Source organism: Sporosarcina sp. SG10008, assembly GCF_044569405.1.
GTDB lineage: Bacteria > Bacillota > Bacilli > Bacillales_A > Planococcaceae > Sporosarcina > Sporosarcina psychrophila.
The window spans coordinates 2,514,700-2,533,471 of sequence record NZ_CP172607.1; the positions used below are offsets into that span (position 1 = coordinate 2,514,700).

15 protein-coding genes are annotated in these 18,772 nt (G+C 42.5%); all 15 read right to left on the minus strand.

The window, feature by feature from the left end; translation table 11 throughout:
• Nucleotides 1-26: 26 nt before the first annotated feature.
• Nucleotides 27-1,586 (minus strand): ribonuclease Y, encoded by a 1,560-nt coding sequence (rny, locus tag ACGLYD_RS12125; RefSeq protein WP_067211083.1) that lies wholly within the window; start codon nucleotides 1,584-1,586, stop codon nucleotides 27-29.
• 246 nt (nucleotides 1,587-1,832) lie between these two features.
• A complete protein-coding gene (recA, locus tag ACGLYD_RS12130) occupies nucleotides 1,833-2,891 on the minus strand; it encodes a recombinase RecA (protein WP_067211085.1) in 1,059 nt (352 codons plus the stop codon).
• Between the two features lie 176 nt (nucleotides 2,892-3,067).
• Nucleotides 3,068-4,321 (minus strand): competence/damage-inducible protein A, encoded by a 1,254-nt coding sequence (locus ACGLYD_RS12135; protein WP_399628130.1) that lies wholly within the window; start codon nucleotides 4,319-4,321, stop codon nucleotides 3,068-3,070.
• A 14-nt stretch (nucleotides 4,322-4,335) separates the two neighbouring features.
• On the minus strand, nucleotides 4,336-4,914 hold the full coding sequence (gene pgsA, locus ACGLYD_RS12140) for a CDP-diacylglycerol--glycerol-3-phosphate 3-phosphatidyltransferase (protein WP_067211090.1): 579 nt from the start codon (nucleotides 4,912-4,914) through the stop codon (nucleotides 4,336-4,338).
• A 50-nt stretch (nucleotides 4,915-4,964) separates the two neighbouring features.
• Nucleotides 4,965-5,795 carry a helix-turn-helix domain-containing protein gene (locus ACGLYD_RS12145; protein WP_067211093.1) on the minus strand — a complete coding sequence of 277 codons (831 nt, stop codon included), beginning with the start codon at nucleotides 5,793-5,795 and terminating at the stop codon, nucleotides 4,965-4,967.
• Nucleotides 5,796-5,847: 52 nt separating this feature from the next.
• A complete protein-coding gene (locus ACGLYD_RS12150; protein ID WP_067211096.1) occupies nucleotides 5,848-6,645 on the minus strand; it encodes a DUF3388 domain-containing protein in 798 nt (265 codons plus the stop codon).
• 285 nt (nucleotides 6,646-6,930) lie between these two features.
• Nucleotides 6,931-7,665: an elongation factor P 5-aminopentanone reductase gene (ymfI, locus tag ACGLYD_RS12155; RefSeq protein ID WP_399628133.1), complete on the minus strand. Its 735-nt coding sequence runs from the start codon at nucleotides 7,663-7,665 to the stop codon at nucleotides 6,931-6,933.
• Nucleotides 7,662-8,960, minus strand: coding sequence for an EF-P 5-aminopentanol modification-associated protein YfmH (gene yfmH / locus ACGLYD_RS12160; protein ID WP_067214010.1), 1,299 nt, complete (start codon nucleotides 8,958-8,960; stop codon nucleotides 7,662-7,664). Before yfmH ends, ymfI begins: the two co-directional genes overlap by 4 nt.
• Before the next feature lie 2 nt (nucleotides 8,961-8,962).
• Complete coding sequence (gene yfmF, locus ACGLYD_RS12165) at nucleotides 8,963-10,237, minus strand: EF-P 5-aminopentanol modification-associated protein YfmF (protein WP_399628136.1); 1,275 nt, start codon at nucleotides 10,235-10,237, stop codon at nucleotides 8,963-8,965.
• A gap of 175 nt (nucleotides 10,238-10,412) precedes the next feature.
• Nucleotides 10,413-11,372 (minus strand): ABC transporter permease, encoded by a 960-nt coding sequence (locus ACGLYD_RS12170; protein ID WP_067211102.1) that lies wholly within the window; start codon nucleotides 11,370-11,372, stop codon nucleotides 10,413-10,415.
• 1 nt (nucleotide 11,373) lies between these two features.
• On the minus strand, nucleotides 11,374-12,420 hold the full coding sequence (locus ACGLYD_RS12175) for an ABC transporter permease (protein ID WP_067211104.1): 1,047 nt from the start codon (nucleotides 12,418-12,420) through the stop codon (nucleotides 11,374-11,376).
• Nucleotides 12,410-13,966: an ABC transporter ATP-binding protein gene (locus ACGLYD_RS12180; RefSeq protein ID WP_067211106.1), complete on the minus strand. Its 1,557-nt coding sequence runs from the start codon at nucleotides 13,964-13,966 to the stop codon at nucleotides 12,410-12,412. Before ACGLYD_RS12180 ends, ACGLYD_RS12175 begins: the two co-directional genes overlap by 11 nt.
• Before the next feature lie 317 nt (nucleotides 13,967-14,283).
• Entirely contained in the window at nucleotides 14,284-15,354 is a 1,071-nt protein-coding gene (locus tag ACGLYD_RS12185; protein WP_067211109.1) for a BMP family protein, read from the minus strand.
• Nucleotides 15,355-15,402: 48 nt separating this feature from the next.
• On the minus strand, nucleotides 15,403-16,131 hold the full coding sequence (locus ACGLYD_RS12190; RefSeq protein ID WP_067211112.1) for a GntR family transcriptional regulator: 729 nt from the start codon (nucleotides 16,129-16,131) through the stop codon (nucleotides 15,403-15,405).
• Nucleotides 16,132-16,295: 164 nt separating this feature from the next.
• Complete coding sequence (locus tag ACGLYD_RS12195; RefSeq protein WP_187045365.1) at nucleotides 16,296-18,629, minus strand: DNA translocase FtsK; 2,334 nt, start codon at nucleotides 18,627-18,629, stop codon at nucleotides 16,296-16,298.
• Nucleotides 18,630-18,772 lie beyond the last annotated feature (143 nt).

Genomic DNA, 18,772 nt, shown 5'->3' on the forward strand with positions numbered 1-18,772 from the left:
CGAAATGCACGGAAACCCCCTTTTCTTTATTTTGCGTATTCGACCGCCCGTGTCTCACGGATGACCGTTACTTTAATATGTCCTGGATAATCGAGCTCTTCTTCAATCCGTTTCCGGATATCTCGTGCTAGACGATGGGCTGTAATATCATCGATTTGGTCTGGGCGGACAATAATTCGAACTTCGCGTCCTGCCTGGATGGCAAATGATTTCTCCACACCGTCGTACGATTCAGAAATCTCTTCAAGTTTTTTCAGTCTGCGGATATAATTTTCAAGCGTTTCACTGCGCGCTCCTGGTCTTGCAGCGGATAATGCATCTGCTGCTGCAACCAATACGGCAATGACTGATGTCGCTTCAGTATCCCCATGATGGGATGCGATACTGTTAATAACAACAGGATGTTCTTTGTATTTCGTTGCAAGTTCAACACCAATTTCAACGTGACTTCCTTCTACTTCATGGTCAATCGCTTTTCCGATATCATGAAGGAGTCCAGCACGTCGTGCAAGCGTAACATCTTCTCCAAGTTCTGCCGCCAATAAACCTGCTAGATAAGCAACTTCTGTTGAATGCTTCAAGACGTTTTGGCCATAACTTGTGCGGAAACGCAATCTTCCGATGATTTTAATAAGATCTGGGTGTAGATTATGAATGCCAATATCGAAAGTTGTCTGTTCTCCAGTTTCGCGGATGAGTTCATCCACTTCACGTCTCGATTTATCAACCATCTCTTCAATGCGTGCTGGGTGAATTCGTCCATCTTGTACAAGTTTCTCTAATGCAAGTCGTGCAGTTTCCCGACGTACCGGATCAAAGCCTGACAAGATGACCGCTTCTGGAGTATCGTCGATTATTAGGTCAATTCCTGTCAACGTTTCGAGTGTTCGGATATTACGTCCTTCACGACCGATAATACGGCCCTTCATTTCATCGTTCGGTAGATTAACTACCGACACAGTCGTTTCAGCAACGTGGTCTGCTGCAAAACGTTGTAAAGCGATGGAAAGGATTTCACGCGATTTTTTATCCGATTCCTCTTTTGCTCGTTGCTCTGACTCTTTTGTCATTACAGCGATATCTGTAGCAAGTTCTTTCTCCACTTCACTAAGGATGAGCCTTTTCGCCTCATCACGTGTCAGTGATGATATCTTTTCAAGTTCAGTTTTCTGAACCGAAACAAGTTCTTCCGCTTTTTGTTCCATCTGTTCGATATGCTGTTGTCTTCCGGTAAGCGCTTCTTCTTTGCGCTCCAGACCTGCGTCTCTTTTATTGAGAGCTTCATCTTTACGGTCATGATTTTCTTCCCGTTGCAAAAGACGGCTTTCTTGTTTTTGCAGTTCCGCCCTTCGTTCACGGATCTCTGATTCCGCTTCAATTCTCAGTTTGTGAGTTTCATCCTTCGCTTCTAGTAGTGCCTCTTTTTTAAGAGCATCCGCTTCACGCTTCGCCTCTTCGACGATTTGTTCTGCCGTAAATTTGGCACCACTCACTTTTGAATCGTTCACTTTCTTATTAAAGAAATAGGTAACAACGGCACCAACGAGCAGACCGAGCAAAGCGGAGATAATCAATCCTAATGACATCCAGGTCACCTCCTCTTGCTATTCTTTTCATTTTCAGTCGGCTCATATATCAACGTACAACATACTGCCAAATTCATTTCAATGGAATGAAATTATACAATTCTAATTGTATCTATGTAAATTTGACATGTCAAGGATACACAGGTCTTTGAGACACATTATTCTTGGAATAATAATAGTTTTTTCGGAGAATATATAAAAACCGATCACGCCCTACTAAGAGGACGAATCGGCTTTTTGTTTAACTTATTCTTCACCAAGTAGTAGTTCCAACTCTTCATCTTCGTCTACTTCATGAGCACCAATCACATAGTTTGAGCTTGCAAGTCCATATGATTCACGAATTTTGTTGGCGATTTCCGAACGGATATCCGGGTTTTCTTTCAAGAATTGTTTCGAATTCTCTCGTCCCTGTCCGAGTCGTTCTCCTTCATAGGAATACCAAGATCCACTCTTCTGGACAACTTCGGCTTCGGCACCAAGGTCGATAATTTCTCCTTCTCGAGAAATTCCTTCTCCGTACATAATATCAACTTCCGCTGTTTTAAACGGAGGTGCAACTTTATTTTTCACAACGCGGATTCGTGTTTTATTTCCCACTATGTCATTGCCTTGTTTAATCGCTTCTCCACGTCTTACATCTAGGCGTACTGAAGAGTAGAACTTCAATGCGCGCCCGCCTGGAGTTACTTCAGGGCTTCCGAACATAACGCCGACTTTTTCACGGATTTGGTTAATAAATATCGCGATTGTGTTTGACTTATTAATGGCACCGGAAAGTTTACGCAATGCTTGTGACATAAGACGGGCTTGTAACCCGATATGCGAATCTCCCATCTCGCCTTCAATCTCTGCTTTAGGTACAAGCGCAGCAACGGAGTCCACGACAAAAATATCAACTGCACCGCTTCGTACAAGCGCTTCAGCGATTTCAAGCGCTTGCTCTCCCGTGTCAGGCTGAGAAAGTAATAATTCATCGATGTTAACGCCTAACTTACGCGCATAAATCGGATCGAGCGCATGTTCAGCATCGATGAATGCAGCAGTTCCTCCAGCTGCTTGTACTTCTGCAATGGCATGAAGGGCAACAGTCGTTTTACCAGAACTTTCAGGTCCGTATATTTCAATGACACGGCCGCGTGGATATCCGCCTATGCCGAGTGCAGCATCAAGAGCAAGGGAGCCCGTAGAAGAAGTTTCAACTTCCAGGTTTGTTTTTTCACCCAGTTTCATAATAGATCCTTTACCAAACTGCTTTTCTATTTGTTTTAACGCCATTTCTAAGGCGGCTTTACGATCGCTCAATTTATTTCCTCCCTCAAGGTAATGTTTCTGTTTTTCTTACTACCTCTAGTATACTCCTTTAATGAGAAATACTCAATCAAAAAGCGAACATTTATTCGATTAATTTTCTCGAATTAAATATATAAGTGAGAATACCTGGGTGTTTAACATTTTTAATTGAGAAAACGGCTTAAATCTTAACTTTGGCCTTCTTTTGTAGTTAGGTGTTTAATCAGATAATAGAGCGCAAATCTTGCTGCTCTGAGACGGTTTGCGTTTCTTGAACCCGATAGTAACAACTTAAATGTCTCTGTCTCTGCATTCGTAGAAGCGATACCAATCCACACAGTGCCGACTGGCTTCCCATCATGTGGATCTGGGCCTGCCGCACCTGTTAAACCAATTCCAATATCCGATTTGAACGTTCGTTTCACGTTTACCGCAAGGGCAGCCGCGCATTCTGCACTGACGACACCATACTCCGCAAGTAGGGACTGCTCAATACCAAGTTGTTCTACTTTCGATTTCTCATTGTAGACGACAATGCCACCTTCTAGTGACGAACTAATCCCTGGTTCACCGGCCAGTTCTGCCATAAATAGACCTGACGTCAGACTTTCCGCAGCAGCTATTGTCCAACCGTTTCGAATGAGAAGTTCTGCAGCTTTGGATGCCAATGTATCATCATCAGTTCCGTAGATGTAGTCTCCTACTAGTAGACGTATTTCCTCTTCTATAGGTGCAATCAGCTTCAACGCTGCATCGGTCGTTTGTGCTTTTGCAGTGAGGCGCAATGTGACCGCGTCAGCTGTTGCCAGCGGCGCAACTGTCGGATTCGTTTGTTTTTCCAAAATGGGTTGAATCCGGTGTTCAAGCTCCGCCTCCCCAATACCGTAAAACTTCAGAACTCGCGAAGTTATTACTTCCTGTTTGCCAGTAACACCTAACAAATAAGGAATCGCCTCATCCGTAAACATTGGCTCCATTTCATGCGGTGGACCTGGTAGAAGGATATAGCGTACTTCATCCTTTTCAACAGCCATTCCGGGTGCCATTCCTTTTCGGTTTGCTAAGACTTTCGCGCCTTTAAACACTAGTGCCTGTTTCTTATTATTCTCCGTCATAACCCTACCGCTACGTTCGAAATATTGCTGAATATAAAGAAGTGCCTCGTCATCGCTGACTAATGTTGTACCGATATGTTTCACGATGGTTTCTTTTGTCATGTCATCTTTCGTCGGTCCAAGTCCGCCTGTAAAGATTAGAATATCTGCACGTTTCATTGCAATTTCAATCACTTCATCCAAACGATCCGGGTTGTCGCCCACGACCGTCTGATAATGAACATCGATACCAATTTCTGCGAGTTTTAACGAAATGAATTTAGCATTCGTATTCGTAATTTGTCCAAGTAATAACTCTGAGCCAATTGCAATAATTTCTGCCTTCATAGCTACTCATCCCCTTACATTGAATCAACCAGTACACGTCTGTTTTTATAGAAGTAATCGAAACCTGACCAAATTGTAAAGAAGAGCGCGATGTAAAGCATGATGACACCGAATGGTACACCAATCGACTCGAAAAATATATTATTCAACAACAGCGAAGTAATGGCTAAGATTTGTGCCACCGTTTTAATTTTCCCGAGCTGGTTGGCCGCTACGACTTCCCCTCCGCCTGCAAGGATAAGCCTAAGACCCGTCACAGCGAATTCCCGGCTAATAATAATGATGACAATCCATGACGGTGCTATTCCAAGTTCAACAAGTATGATCAAAGCAGCAGAAACAAGCAATTTGTCCGCCAGCGGATCCAAAAATTTCCCCATATTGGTAACAAGATTATTTTTCCGAGCGATATACCCATCAAGCCAATCTGTTATAGATGCAATAATAAAAATAAGTCCACCGATTAAATGTTCTTTCATCATTTCTGTACCAGCGATAGTTATAGTGCCCAATTTAAAATCAACTAGCATGAAAACCATAAAAACTGGAATGAGCAGAACGCGTGATACGGTTATTTTGTTTGGCAAATTCATAAAATACACCTTTCCTTTCAAAGAAAATAGTCATCTAAAGTAGATGACTATTACTCTTTCTTGTATTCAATCATAATATTTTGTGGAACAGTATCCTGTGGTGGCACACCGTATTCAAGTAACACACCGTTGACATATATTTCTGTAGACTTAGGACGCCCAACACGGATTCGTACAGAATCGGTAGCCGTCACATCAAATTCAATCGATTCCCCTGCTACCATAATACGTGCAGGTGTCATCCATTCTTTTCCGGAATTATCTTTTACACCAATCCAAGATCCCCCGGTTAAACGGATTTCAAGTTTGAACGATTCTGCTCCAGTTAGTCCGTACACTGATGTTTCTCCGCTTGCGCTTTCAAAAGCTAAAGTCTGTTCCGGTTTTTCCGGTTCTACCTCTTCCTCCACAGGCTTTTCTTCTACTTTTTCCGTGTCTTTCTTAGGAGGAGTTGGTTTACTATTTTCCATTATTACCGGTTGATTCGTTTCGACGCCATTCACATCATCTTTCTTGCCAGATGACCCTTGATAGAGGGTCCAAATAACAACCACGATAACGATAATAAATAAAGCGACGATGATTTTCGGCATCATTTCATTTAACTGATCATTATTTCTTAAACCTCTTTTACGTGTCAATGTCGACGAAGCACGCTGACCCGCCTCTTCCTCGGATGGCACTTCAGGAGACGTATTTTTATACATAGATAGCATTTCATCAGAATCTAGACCTACTGCCTCTGCATATTGTTTGATGAATGCCCGTACATAAAAAGATCCAGGCATCATGCTGTAATCTTCATTTTCGATACCGGAGAGGTACCGTTTCTGTATTTTCGTTATTGACTGTAAATCATCCAATGTAAATCCTTTAGCCATTCTCGCCTGCTTGAGACGATCACCTAATCCGGTCACCAAAAACACCTGCCTATCAGAAGTTGAATAAACCCGATCCATCCGTTATTCCATGGTCGGACATCATATGGTTTTTTTCCATCATTTCATATGTAATTTCTTGATCTGGTTCTGTTCTTAATTCAATAATATAATCAAAGTCTTCAATACTGTATTCCGAATGCTGAACAAACATATCCGGATGCTCCACAACTTTTATAGAGGGCATTCGCATCATTTCCCTGACAAGTTGCATGTGACGTTCGTCCTCCGCCTTACGCGTAACGATACCGTCCAAGATGAAAATATTATCTTTTGAAAACTCATCGCCCGCTAAGTTTTTCCGCAACGTTTGCTTAATCATCGTCGACGAAAGGAATATCCACTTTTTATTAGCACAAACACTTGCCGCTACGACTGATTCCGTCTTCCCTACTCGTGGCATCCCGCGAACACCAATCAATTTATGGCCTTCCTGTTTGAATATTTCAGCCATGAAATCAACAAGAATCCCAAGGTCATTTCGAAGGAAACGGAACGTTTTCCTTTCGTCTGCATCACGCTGTATATAACGTCCGTGCCTGACCGCTAGAATATCGCGCAACTTTGGCTCACGGATTTTTATTACATGAATTGTTTCCATCGTCTCGGCGATTTGTTCAAAACGCGCTATCTGGTCGTCGTTGTCAGTTCGTAGCAGCATTCCACGATGTCCGCCATCAACACCATTAATTGTAACAATGTTCACGCGCAACATTCCGAGCAACGACGAAATATCACCCAGAAGGCCAGGCCGGTTAACCTGAATTTCATATTCAAGATACCATTCACCCATCAGACACACACTCCTTTGTCCTTTTTTTTGAACACGCACTACTATATGACGCACAAGAAGTAATATAGTTCTATGATAGCTGATTAAATGCATTATGAAAAGGAAAAAGGGGATTGTTTTAATCCCCTTCCCCAATCAATTACATTGCGTACAAATTTTGAATTGCGCTTGCATGCCTCCATGATGCAGGTATGCTACGGGGAGGGATTGAACTACATCCCCCCTTGTTGCCTTTCCACGCACTTCAAAATTCGTGCTATCACCGGAGGCTTAAACTGAATTAAGTTAAATATACCAGCCGCCGTTCACTTTCATAATTTCACCTGTCATATAATCCGCCTTGCCGCTTAACAGGAAATTAACTGCTTCAGCGACATGTGCTGGTGTCCCGGAACTCATAAGTGGTATTTCATCGATAACCATCTGTCGTTCATCTAATGGTATGTCACTATTCATTCGCGTTTCTATCCACCCAGGTGCCACAGCGTTGACGCGTATTCCTGAAAAGGCGGCTTCTTTCGCGTATGCTTTCACAAATGCGTGTTGCGCCCCCTTCACAGCGGAGTACATCACTTCTCCTGCCGCCCCCGTATTACCCCATATCGAGCCAATCATGACAACGTACGATTGCTCAAACTTGCGTAATTGTGGAGATACCAGACTTATAAATCGTGCGGGGTTTTGTACATGGACTTTCCATAGTGCATCCATGTCTTCAGTGCTTGTTTCCGTCAACAGTTTCATCATCGATTGCCCATTTGCAACAACAACAGCACTAATAGTACGAACTTGTTGGACGAGTAATTCTGCTCCATCTTGTGCACTGAAATCTGCTTGGACTTTTTTAAAACTCAATTGCGGATAGGTCATACTCAGTTCCTGCTTCAAAAGAGTAGCATGTGCAGCATTTTCATTGTAATGAAGGAATAGCGACCAGCCTGCAGCCGCTAATGTTCGACTAATCACATCGCCTATTCCACCTGATGCACCAAGTACAACGCAGTATTTCTGTTCCGTCATTCTGCCTTATCAGCTGGAACAATTGAATAGACCGTATAACCGCTTTCATCCGAAAACGTTTGGAATGCATCTTTCAAGTTTTCGAGCGTTAATTTCTCAAGTGTTGGAACAACATCGAACAAATTCATGTTGTTAAACGTATAGCGAGTAAACTGGTTGGCGATAAACTCCGGAGAATTCAAAGAACGCATGAATTGACCAATTTTCTTTTTCCTCATTCGATTAAGTTCCAAGTCCGTGATTGGCCATGTTTCAACGGTGTTTTTCACAGTTGTTCGGATTGCTTTTTCGAGTTGTTCCGGCTGGTCTGTATCAGAACCAATCATTGCGAAACCGAAGCCATTCTCCATTGTAAAATCATAAGAAAACGACTCATCAATAAGTCCATCATTATACGTTTCTGTATAGAATTCGGATGATCTGCCAAACAGGATATCCAGAACTAGACCCGCTGAAAGTTCCTGAATGAGCATCTCTTCTCCATCAATATCTGTATTAGTACATTTCATACCAATATTCAATTTCGGCTTCGATACGTCCATTGCAAGCTTCCGCTCAGTGATTGCTGCGGTATCCTTTTCAGTAGGGAAACTACGTACAATTTCTGCAGGATCATCGAATGTTTTTGCATCTTGATTTTTCTTGATGAATGCCATCATCTCTTCCGGATCAACAGCACCTACAACGAAAAGCACCATGTTGGACGGATGATAGAACGTTTCATAGCATTCATACAAATAGTCCGCCGTGATATCTTGAATCGATGCGACCGTACCAGCGATATCAATTTTCACGGGATGTTCATGAAACAGGTTTTCGATCGTACCGAAATAGAGACGCCAATCCGGCTGATCATCATACATCGTTATTTCCTGGGCAATAATACCCTTCTCTTTATCAACAGTCTTTTCCGTGAAGTACGGCTCCTGTACAAAATCAAGAAGAATTTCAGTATTGTCATATAATTTATCCGTAGCAGAGAACAAATAAGCAGTTCGTGTGAATGATGTAAACGCATTGGCAGATGCACCGTGCACACTAAACTTTTGGAATACGTCCCCATCTTCTTTTTCGAACATTTTATGCTCAAGGAAATGGGCAATGCCATCAGGAACTGTCACTTCCTCTGTTTTTCCACGCGGGATAAATGTCCGGTCGATTGAACCATATTTAGTCGTGAACGTCACGAATGTTTTCGAAAATCCACGTTTCGGTAAAATATAGACGTCCAAACCATTGTCGAGTTTTTCATTATATAATGTTTCCTGTAAATTATCGAAGTGAATATTCTTCATCATTAATTAGCCTCCTTGCCCGATAACAGATAGACGATTTCTAGTTTAATTTCAGATGCCATATTTTTAACATCGTCTTTTGTAACGGATTCCCAGCCAGCAATGATTGTATCTGCTGTGAAATTTTCATCCAGCTCTTTGTATTGATCAAATACTTCAATCTGTCCTCTTGCAGAATCAAACGCACTTTTAATGCCGTTAGCAAGTAAGGCTTTTGTCTGTTCCATTTCAAGGTCTGTAATTTCACCTTGTTGAAGTGCAGTAAGTTGTTCACTAATAAGTTTCACGGCTTTTTCTTCCAGTTCAGCATCAATTCCCGCCATTACATAGAGAAGTCCATAATGCGAAGAATAGGAACTAGATGCGTAATACGCCATGCTTTCTTTTTCACGGACGTTAATGAAAAGCTTACTATGCGCAAAACCGCCGAAAACTCCGTTTGTCATTTGCATTTTCGCATAATCAGGGTGACGGAATGTAACTGGAGTGGTGAAGCCTAAATGGAGTTTTCCTTGTTTCATGTCTTGTTTTTCGCGAACATGACGGACTTCCATTTCTTGAGTCGCCGTTTGTTGTGTAGCAGTTTGACGTTCATGCACTTTACGGCTATTGAATGTTAATAGTGACCTGATTTTTTCTGTCATTTCATCTTCGTCAATGTCACCGACAACGTAGATATCAATTTCATCTTCGTTTAGCATACTTTCGTATGCTGCAAATAGGTCTGCAGATGTAAGTGCATCTACACCCTCTTCCGTTCCATATGACGGTGCAGATGCGGCGCTATCGGGACGTAATAATTCAAGCATACGCTTTTGAGCATAACGTGTCTTGTCATCGTAAAGCGAACGAATTCGCTCTTTCACAGACCTTTTTTCACGGTTAACAACTGTTTCATCGAACTGTCCGTCCACGACATTCGGGTCAAAAATGACTGTCTTGATCAAGCTTAGTACTTCTTCAAGCACGCCACCTTCAGATAGATATTCGTCATTTACACATTCAGCTGATAGAGACACGATATGCGTTTCTCCACGTTTTCCAGCATCTGTGTACAATACTGTTCCGTATAATTCATCTAACGCATTGCGGAACTCAGTTTGTGACCGGTATCGACCGTTAGATTCTTCTAAAATATTCGCCAACACTGCGCGAGGAGCCGATTTCTTTTCATCAAGAGCCGTTTTCCACTTGACCGAGAAATTGACAGTTTTGAACTGTTCTGACTTGCGGATATATAATGTGACGCCCTCTTGTAGCTCAACTTTTTTGAACATATAAACACCTCTGTTTTAGTTAATATGCGGAATCCTCACTTCACTATACATTCCATAAGTCAAAAGATGCAAATAAACTAGCGGATGCATCGTAACTTATATGAAATATCGTATGCTGAAGGCCCAAAAATGCCCCTAAGTCCAACGTAACAGACTATCGGGGCATTTTCACTTTTTAACGATTTCCTTTGATATACGGTTGTCCACTCGCTTTTGGTGCATTTGCTCTTCCAATGAATCCTGCTAGCGCAAGAATGGTTAATGCATACGGCAAAATGTGGAAATAAACAGCCGGAACATTTTCCAAGTACGATATGCTTGATGAACTGATAGCAAGTGCTTGTGCGAACCCAAAGAACAATGCAGCTCCCATTGCACCAATCGGATGCCATTTACCAAAGATCATTGCAGCAAGTGCCATGAATCCTTGTCCGTTAATTGTCGCATGACTGAAATCATTCGTCATTGTTTGAGAATAGATAGCGCCACCAATACCAGCAAGACCACCTGAAATGATAACCGCAATATAGCGAATTTTAGTTACGTTGATGCCCATTGTATCAGCAGCCATCGGGTGTTCCCCAACCGACCTTAGACGAAGACCGAATGGTGTTTTATAAATGATGAACCAAGCTAAAAAAGCAAGGCCAATTGCCAATATCGATGAACCATAAATCCCAGTGAAAAACATTGGTCCGATAACCGGAATGTCATGTAAAATTGGAACGTTGAAACGCGGAATGCTTTGTTGGATGAAATCCGTCTGTCCTTTGTCAAAAATCATTTTTACAGAGAACAAAGCAATAGCAATCCCTAGCATGTTAATGGCAACCCCTGATACTACTTGGTCAGCACGGAATGTAATCGATGCGACCGCGTGCATAATGGAGAAGATTGCGGAAACAACCATTGCTACAAGTAAGGCAATCCATGGTGTCCAAGAGCCAAATGCATCGGCATAAGTTAGATTGAATATAATACCGATAAAAGCACCCATTACCATGAGTCCTTCAAGTCCAATGTTAACTACACCTGCACGTTCCGAGAACACGCCTCCGATTGCAGTGAAAATAAGAGGGGCAGCGTATGAAATGGATAACGGAATGATGAAATATACTATCTCTAGAAAACTCATATCACTTTGCCTCCTTTTTCTTTTTCATCTTGCTAAGAAGAACTCGGATGATATAGCCCGATGCAACAAAGAATATGATAAGTGCGATTACAATTGAAACAATTTCAACTGGTACCCCTGCCTCATTCGGCATATTCCCGGCTCCATATTTTAACGAACCAAACAGGGAGGCCCCAAAAATAACACCTAGTGGCGTATTAGCACCTAGTAAGGCAACCGCGATCCCGTCAAACCCAATTCCCGTAAACGCACTACGTGTCACTATGTTCCCAAATGTCCCAAGAGCTTCCATCGCTCCTCCAAGCCCTGCGAAAGCGCCAGAAACAACCATCGAAAGAATAATGTTCTTTTTCACATTCATTCCCGCATATTGAGATGCATGGTCGTTAAATCCGACCGATTTAAGCTCATAACCGGTTTTCGTTTTCTCCAAAATGAACCACATAACTGCAACCATTGCCAGTGCGACAAAGATTCCGTAATGTAAGGTTGAGAAATCAGTCAAGTTAGATAAGAAATCTGAACGTAGCGACGCCGTCTGGTGGATTTTCTCTGTCTTATATCCACCTTCAGAAACTGCTTTTATTAACGCATTTACTGTATGAAGTGCGATGTAGTTCATCATTATTGTTACAATAACTTCGTGTACATGAAGTGTTGCTTTTAAAATACCTGGAATCAATCCCCACAGCGCTCCTGCTACTGCTGCCGCAATAAGGGCAAGTGGCAAGTGGATGAATATCGGTAATTCAAATGCCATGCCGACATATGCCGCTGCAAACCAGCCAACAATCAATTGTCCTTCGACCCCAATATTGAACAGCCCTGAGCGGAACGCAAATGCAACCGCAAGACCCGCTAGTATATAAGGGCTTATTTGCCTGATTGTTTCTCCGATTGAATACATATCCCCAAAGATTCCATTCCATAACGCGATATAGCCAGCAACCGGATCGTATCCGCTGAACCACATTACGGCTGCTCCCACTAACAATCCCAAAATAATCGAGATGATGGGTACCAGTATATTTACAAACCTATTCGACATGGTTATCATCACCTTCTTTCAGCGTAACAGCGCCCTTGTCCCTGGAGTGTCCTGCCATGAGTAGGCCGAGTTGCTGCTCTGTTGTTTCGGTCGGAATAACTGTATCAACAATTTCTCCGTCGTAAATAACTGCAATACGGTCAGAAACATTCATGACCTCATCTAGTTCAAATGAAATAAGAAGAACTGCTTTGCCATTATCACGTTGTTCAATTAACTTTTTATGAATGAATTCAATTGCCCCGACATCAAGACCACGTGTTGGAAGTGCTGCAATCAGTAATTCCGGGTTACGATCTACTTCTCGTCCAATTATGAGTTTTTGCTGATTACCGCCTGAAAGCGAACGGACTAACTCTTGCTCACCTTGTGTCCGCACGTCAAACATGTCGATGATTTCTTTTGCTTTCTTAGATACGAGTTTATAATTCATAATGCCTTTTTTTGATAAAGGTTCTTTGTAATACGTTTGCAACGCCACATTATAGCCAACAGTGAAATCGAGAACAAGGCCATGCTTATGACGGTCTTGCGGAATATGACCGAGACCGGATTCTGTTATTTCACGTGGCTTTTTCCCAGTAACATCCTTTGAATCTATGAAAATTTTCCCGCTTTTCACTTTGCGAAGACCCGCGATTGCCTCAATCAATTCTGACTGTCCATTGCCGTCAATTCCCGCGATTCCTACGATTTCACCTTTACGAACGGATAGATTTAATCCTTTCACTTTCGGAATTCCGCGATAATCTTCAACAACTAGATTTTCTACTAGGAGAACTTCTTCGGCTGGATAGGACGGCCCTTTTTCCGTTTTAAATGTTACTTGACGTCCTACCATCAATGTTGCTAGCTCTTCCGGATTTGTTTCTGAAGTAATAACTGTTCCAATCCCTTTACCTTTGCGGATAACCGTCACCCGATCGGAGACATCCATTATTTCCTGAAGTTTGTGTGTGATGATGATAATCGATTTTCCTTCTTCAATCAGTTTCTTCATAATTGAAATTAATTCCGTGATTTCTTGCGGTGTCAAAGATGCAGTCGGTTCATCGAAAATAAGAATTTCTGCTCCACGATAAAGCGTTTTCAAAATTTCTACCCGCTGTTGCATACCGACCGATATATCTTCGATCTTTGCATAAGGATCTACATCAAGTCCATATAATTGCGAAATCTCGGCCACTTTTTTGGCAGCGTCTTTGACGTTGATCATGCCCATTTTTTTCGGTTCATTACCCAGAATAATATTTTCAGTGACAGTTAGATTTTCAACAAGCATGAAATGTTGGTGAACCATTCCGATACCCAATCTGTTCGCGACGTTCGGATCTGTAATAGCCGTCGCTGTTCCCCGTACCCGAATCTCTCCACCTTCAGGTTGATAAAGCCCAAACAGCACGTTCATTAACGTAGATTTCCCTGCCCCGTTCTCGCCTAATAAAGCATGGATTTCACCTTTTTTAAGCTGAAGCGTAATATCATCGTTCGCAACAAAATTACCGAACTCTTTTCGGATATTTAACATTTCAATAACATATTCCACTAGGTTCACTCCCTCGCGTCTGCGTATGTAAGAATCAATCACGCCTCGGTATGATAGCATCAAAGTTTTGAATTGAGTTTTTAACTCTCTGCAAAATCTGTGACATCCGTCGGAGGCTTCGTTTGCATTCATCTCACCATTTATAGAAGTGGGAGACTTCTGTTGCTAACACTTCGCTTTCAGTACAAAAAACTTGCTGAATGAAGTTAAATTAACAGAAGAAAAGAAACCTTGAACGGTATCTTTTCTTCTAGTAATTTAAAGGAGAATCATGGAGACCGAAATAAATCGGCCTTCATGATTGCTTATTTCTTTTATTATTTTTTAGCTCTGAATTCTGGAACTTCGATTTCACCGTCGGCAATTTGCTTAGTGAATTTTTCAACCTCGTCTAATACATCTTGTGGAATTGCTCCGTGCGAATCAGCAAGTGCAATACCATTGTCAGCAAGACCGAAAGTTGTTACTTCACCGCCAGGGAATTGACCTTTAGCAGCTAGATCTGCCGTGTTTTTAACTGCAATGTCAACACGTTTAAGCATTGAAGTCAATGTAATGTTATCGTCGCCTACTTTACCTTCATCGTACTGGTCAGAGTCAACGCCGATTACCCATACATATGCATCTGGATCTGCTTTTTTACGTTCTTTAGCTTCAGAGAATACACCATTACCAGAACCGCCGGCAGCGTGGAAAATAATATCTACGCCTGAAGTGTACATACGATTTGCTGTTGCTTTACCAAGTTCAGCTTTTGCAAAGTCGCCTGTGTACTGTACATCCACTTTTATTTCAGGTTTCACTGCAGCAACACCTGCAAGGAATCCAGCTTCAAAACGTTCGATAACGGGAATTTCCATACCGCCAATAAAGCCGATTTTATCGGATTTTGTCATTCGAGCAGCTGCAACACCCGCAAGGAATGCACCTTCTTGCTCTTTGAACATAAGGCTTGCTACGTTAGGCAGATCAGAAACTTCGTCAACAAGCGCAAATTGATTGTCAGTACGCTGTGTTGCGATTTCTTCGATTGCATCTTTCATAAGGAAACCAATCCCGAAAATAAGGTCGAAGTCACGTTGGACAAGTTTGTTTAAGTTCGGTGCGTAATCGGCTGGTTCTTTAGACTGTAGATAGTCAAATCCACCATCCTTTTTTTCAAGATTATTCTCTTTGCCGTATTCTTTAATTCCTGCCCAAGCAGATTGGTTGAACGATTTGTCGTCAACACCGCCTGTATCAGTTACCATTGCGATTGAAAAAGTATCTTCTTTCGAACCGTTTGTAGTACCTTCTTTGTCTTTCGCTTTATCCGTTCCGCATGCGCCAAGTAGTGTGCTTGCAGCTAGAACCATCGATAAAGCTAAACCAAATTTACGTTTGCCCATTGTTGGAACCCCCTTGTTTTCTTCATATTAGTAGGACGTATTAACGTCTTATACCCTTTTGCGTACTACGTGGAAGCTGAATTTATCAGCTCGAAAATAATTTTTCGAGTAGAGGACCATTTCGCCTTCCTCACTGTAATGATGTTGCCGGAGGACAAGGAGTGGAACGTCAATCCCACACCTCAGGATGGACGATGCTTCATCATCGTATCCAACAGGTTCAATGTGCGCCACAGCTTGAACAATACGGATTGTACCTGACTTTTCGATTGCGTCGAATAGGGAATTATTCAATAACTCGTCCGTTCCAGACGAAAGATTTTTTGAAAGAACCTTATCAATACAATAGACGACCGGGTCGCCGTCCGCAGTCCTTACTCTTTTAATTGTAACTAGACGCTCATCTTCACTACATCCGAACTTTGCGATACTTTCATCACATGGTATCGTCTCTAAAACGTCCATAAAAATCGTTCCTGGCTCCATCCCCGCATCACGAATCATAGAAGAAACACTGGTTAAGTTTTCAATGCCAGATGAAAACAATGGTTTTGGTTTAACGAATGTTCCAACACCATGTTTACGGACAATGACTTTATCCTCCTCTAATACACGAAGTGCTTCACGGAGTGTTGCACGGCTGACACCCAACGTACGAGCGAGTTCAAATTCCGAAGGGAACCGCTCATTCTCTTTGAATATTCCCGATTCAATGTCCTTTTTCAGACGTTCAATCACCTGGACATATAGATGCCTTTGGTCCGCCTTTACCATCATTACATCTCCCCCTCAACGAGGTCAGACCTCTGATGTTAAACGTCACTACTAATCATCCATACTATATCACTTTCGTCATATAAAATAAACAATACTTCGAAAAATATTATCAATGTGTTCTTTTGATGTGCTCAAATATACCTATTCTGCCATTCTTTTCAGGATTAAATATCCGTTTCGTCCTTACTCATTAGCACTTGACGCGGTTTACTGCCTTCAGGTGGTCCTACAATCCCCCGCATCTCCATCTGATCTACAATGCGTGCGGCTCTCGAATAGCCGACCCTGAAACGACGCTGCAATAAGGAGACGGAAGCTGTCTGCATGTCCGTCACAAGTTGAACTGCTTCATCGTAATAGTCATCCGTTTCTTCATGTGGTGCTACTTCTTCTATTTCTGTTGGAATCATTTCTTCTTGATATTGAGCTTTCTGCTGCTCAATAACAAAATCGACAACTGCCTCAACTTCTGCATCCGTCACGAACGCCCCTTGAATCCGGACCGGTTTTGCGACACCCGCCGGAAGGAACAGCATGTCCCCCCTACCAAGTAGTTTTTCCGCACCGCCGCCATCCAAAATTGTTCTTGAATCGATTGACGATGACACTGCAAATGCAATCCTAGATGGGATGTTCGCTTTTATGATGCCCGTTATAACGTCAACACTCGGTCGTTGTGTCGCAATGATCAAGTGAATCCCAGCAGCACGGGCCATTTGTGCAAGCCGTGTGATTGAATCTTCCACATCGCTGGAGGCGACCATCATGAGGTCCGCGAGCTCATCCACAATAACGACGATGTACGGCATGCGTGGATGCTTTTCCTCATTCTCTTCGTTCCAGACTTCGATATGTTCATTGTATCCTTCAATATTTCTAGTTCCTGTGTGAGAAAACAATTCGTAACGTCTTTCCATTTCAGAAACAACTTTCTTCAGTGCTTGAGATGCTTTCCGTGGATCCGTGACGACCGGGGCAAGCAAGTGTGGAACACCGTTATAGACATTGAGCTCAACCATTTTAGGATCGATCATCATCATTTTCACTTCATGCGGTTTTGCACGCATTAAGATACTGACAATAATGCCGTTGATACATACACTTTTACCACTACCTGTTGAACCGGCAATCAGAACGTGCGGCATCTTATTCAATTCTGCCAGCATCGCCTGTCCTGTTACGTCACGCCCTAGTGAAATCATTAATTTTGAATCAGGACGATTATTCTCTTTTGCTTCAATGACTTCCCTCAGACTGACAACAGCAACCGAACTGTTTGGGACTTCGATACCGATTGCAGACTTCCCTGGAATCGGGGCTTCGATACGAATTCCACTTGCTGCTAGTGCAAGTGCTATGTCGTCAGCGAGGCTCACGATACGGCTTACTTTGACGCCCGTATCCGGTAACACTTCATACTTCGTGACAGCCGGTCCAAGATGCACCTCAGTAACCTTCGCTTTCACGCCGAAACTAAGGAAAGTTCGTTCAAGTTTTTGCGCATTCGCCTGAATCGAATTGTACTCTTCCGATTGATCGATAATGGGCGTTTGTTTCAGTAATGACGGTGGAGGCAAGATGTAAGATTCATTCTCCTCTTCTCCTGTGACACCTGTGTAAGCATTGACTTCTACGGCAACTTCCTGTTGTTCTTGTAGTTGCCCTTCTTCTACAACTGCCGCCTGCTCGTCCTCAACAGGCTTATCTCTCCTTTCACTAAAGGCCGAAATGATTGGTTGTGATACAACCTCTTCGATTTCCGGTTGGAGCGGAGGTAGATTTTGCACAGCTTGTTCATCAGCTGTATTAGCTTTTCTCTTCGAGCGAGTCGTTCTTGATTCGCTCGAAGATTTTTTAACTGCTGATCCTTTTTTGGGAATTGAATCTTTCATCGATTTAAGTAGTTTCGGGAAATGTTCGGCTGCATATGGAACAAGCGCTTTGCCCGTTAAGAGAACAATACCGATTAAAAACAATAAAATACCTGCAACTGTTGCCCCAGCCGAGTCAAACAACGAGTAGAACATGGCAAATAGAATTGCCCCCGTCATTCCTCCCCCGAGCGCTCCACTCCTTGATGTGATGCCATCATTTGTGATAAGCACTTTCCATGTTTCTTTAAGCGCCGAATTCGACATAAGAACACGGCTTTCATACAGTTCCTTGAACAAATGGACATGACTAAACAGAACAAAACTTGCCAGGATGAATAAACATCCTCCTACAACACGGTTTCTCCAACCGCCTACCTTCTGTTTTATCATGAACATAAGTGCCTGAACAATGAGCAAGAGTGGGATCGCAACATGCCAGTTACCGAAAATAAATCTAGACAAAGAAGAGAGGCCTCTCCCAGCAATTCCGAATTCAAATATAATGATGATGGCAAGACCAATCATCACCAAGCCCATCACTTCATAGATCAACGGATGCAAATCGGATGACTTCTTTTTCTGCGCGGTTGATTTCTTTTTCTTCTTACTTGATTTTCTAGCCATGTATTTATGGTACCTCCTTTTCAAAAAAAGGGTTTCCCGCCGGTCAGACGGCAAGGAAACCCTTTGTAGCATTATTATCGATTCTATATACTCTGAAATAAAGATTTCCTTCTACCCGTTTCCGCGCTCAGGGATGCCTTGTA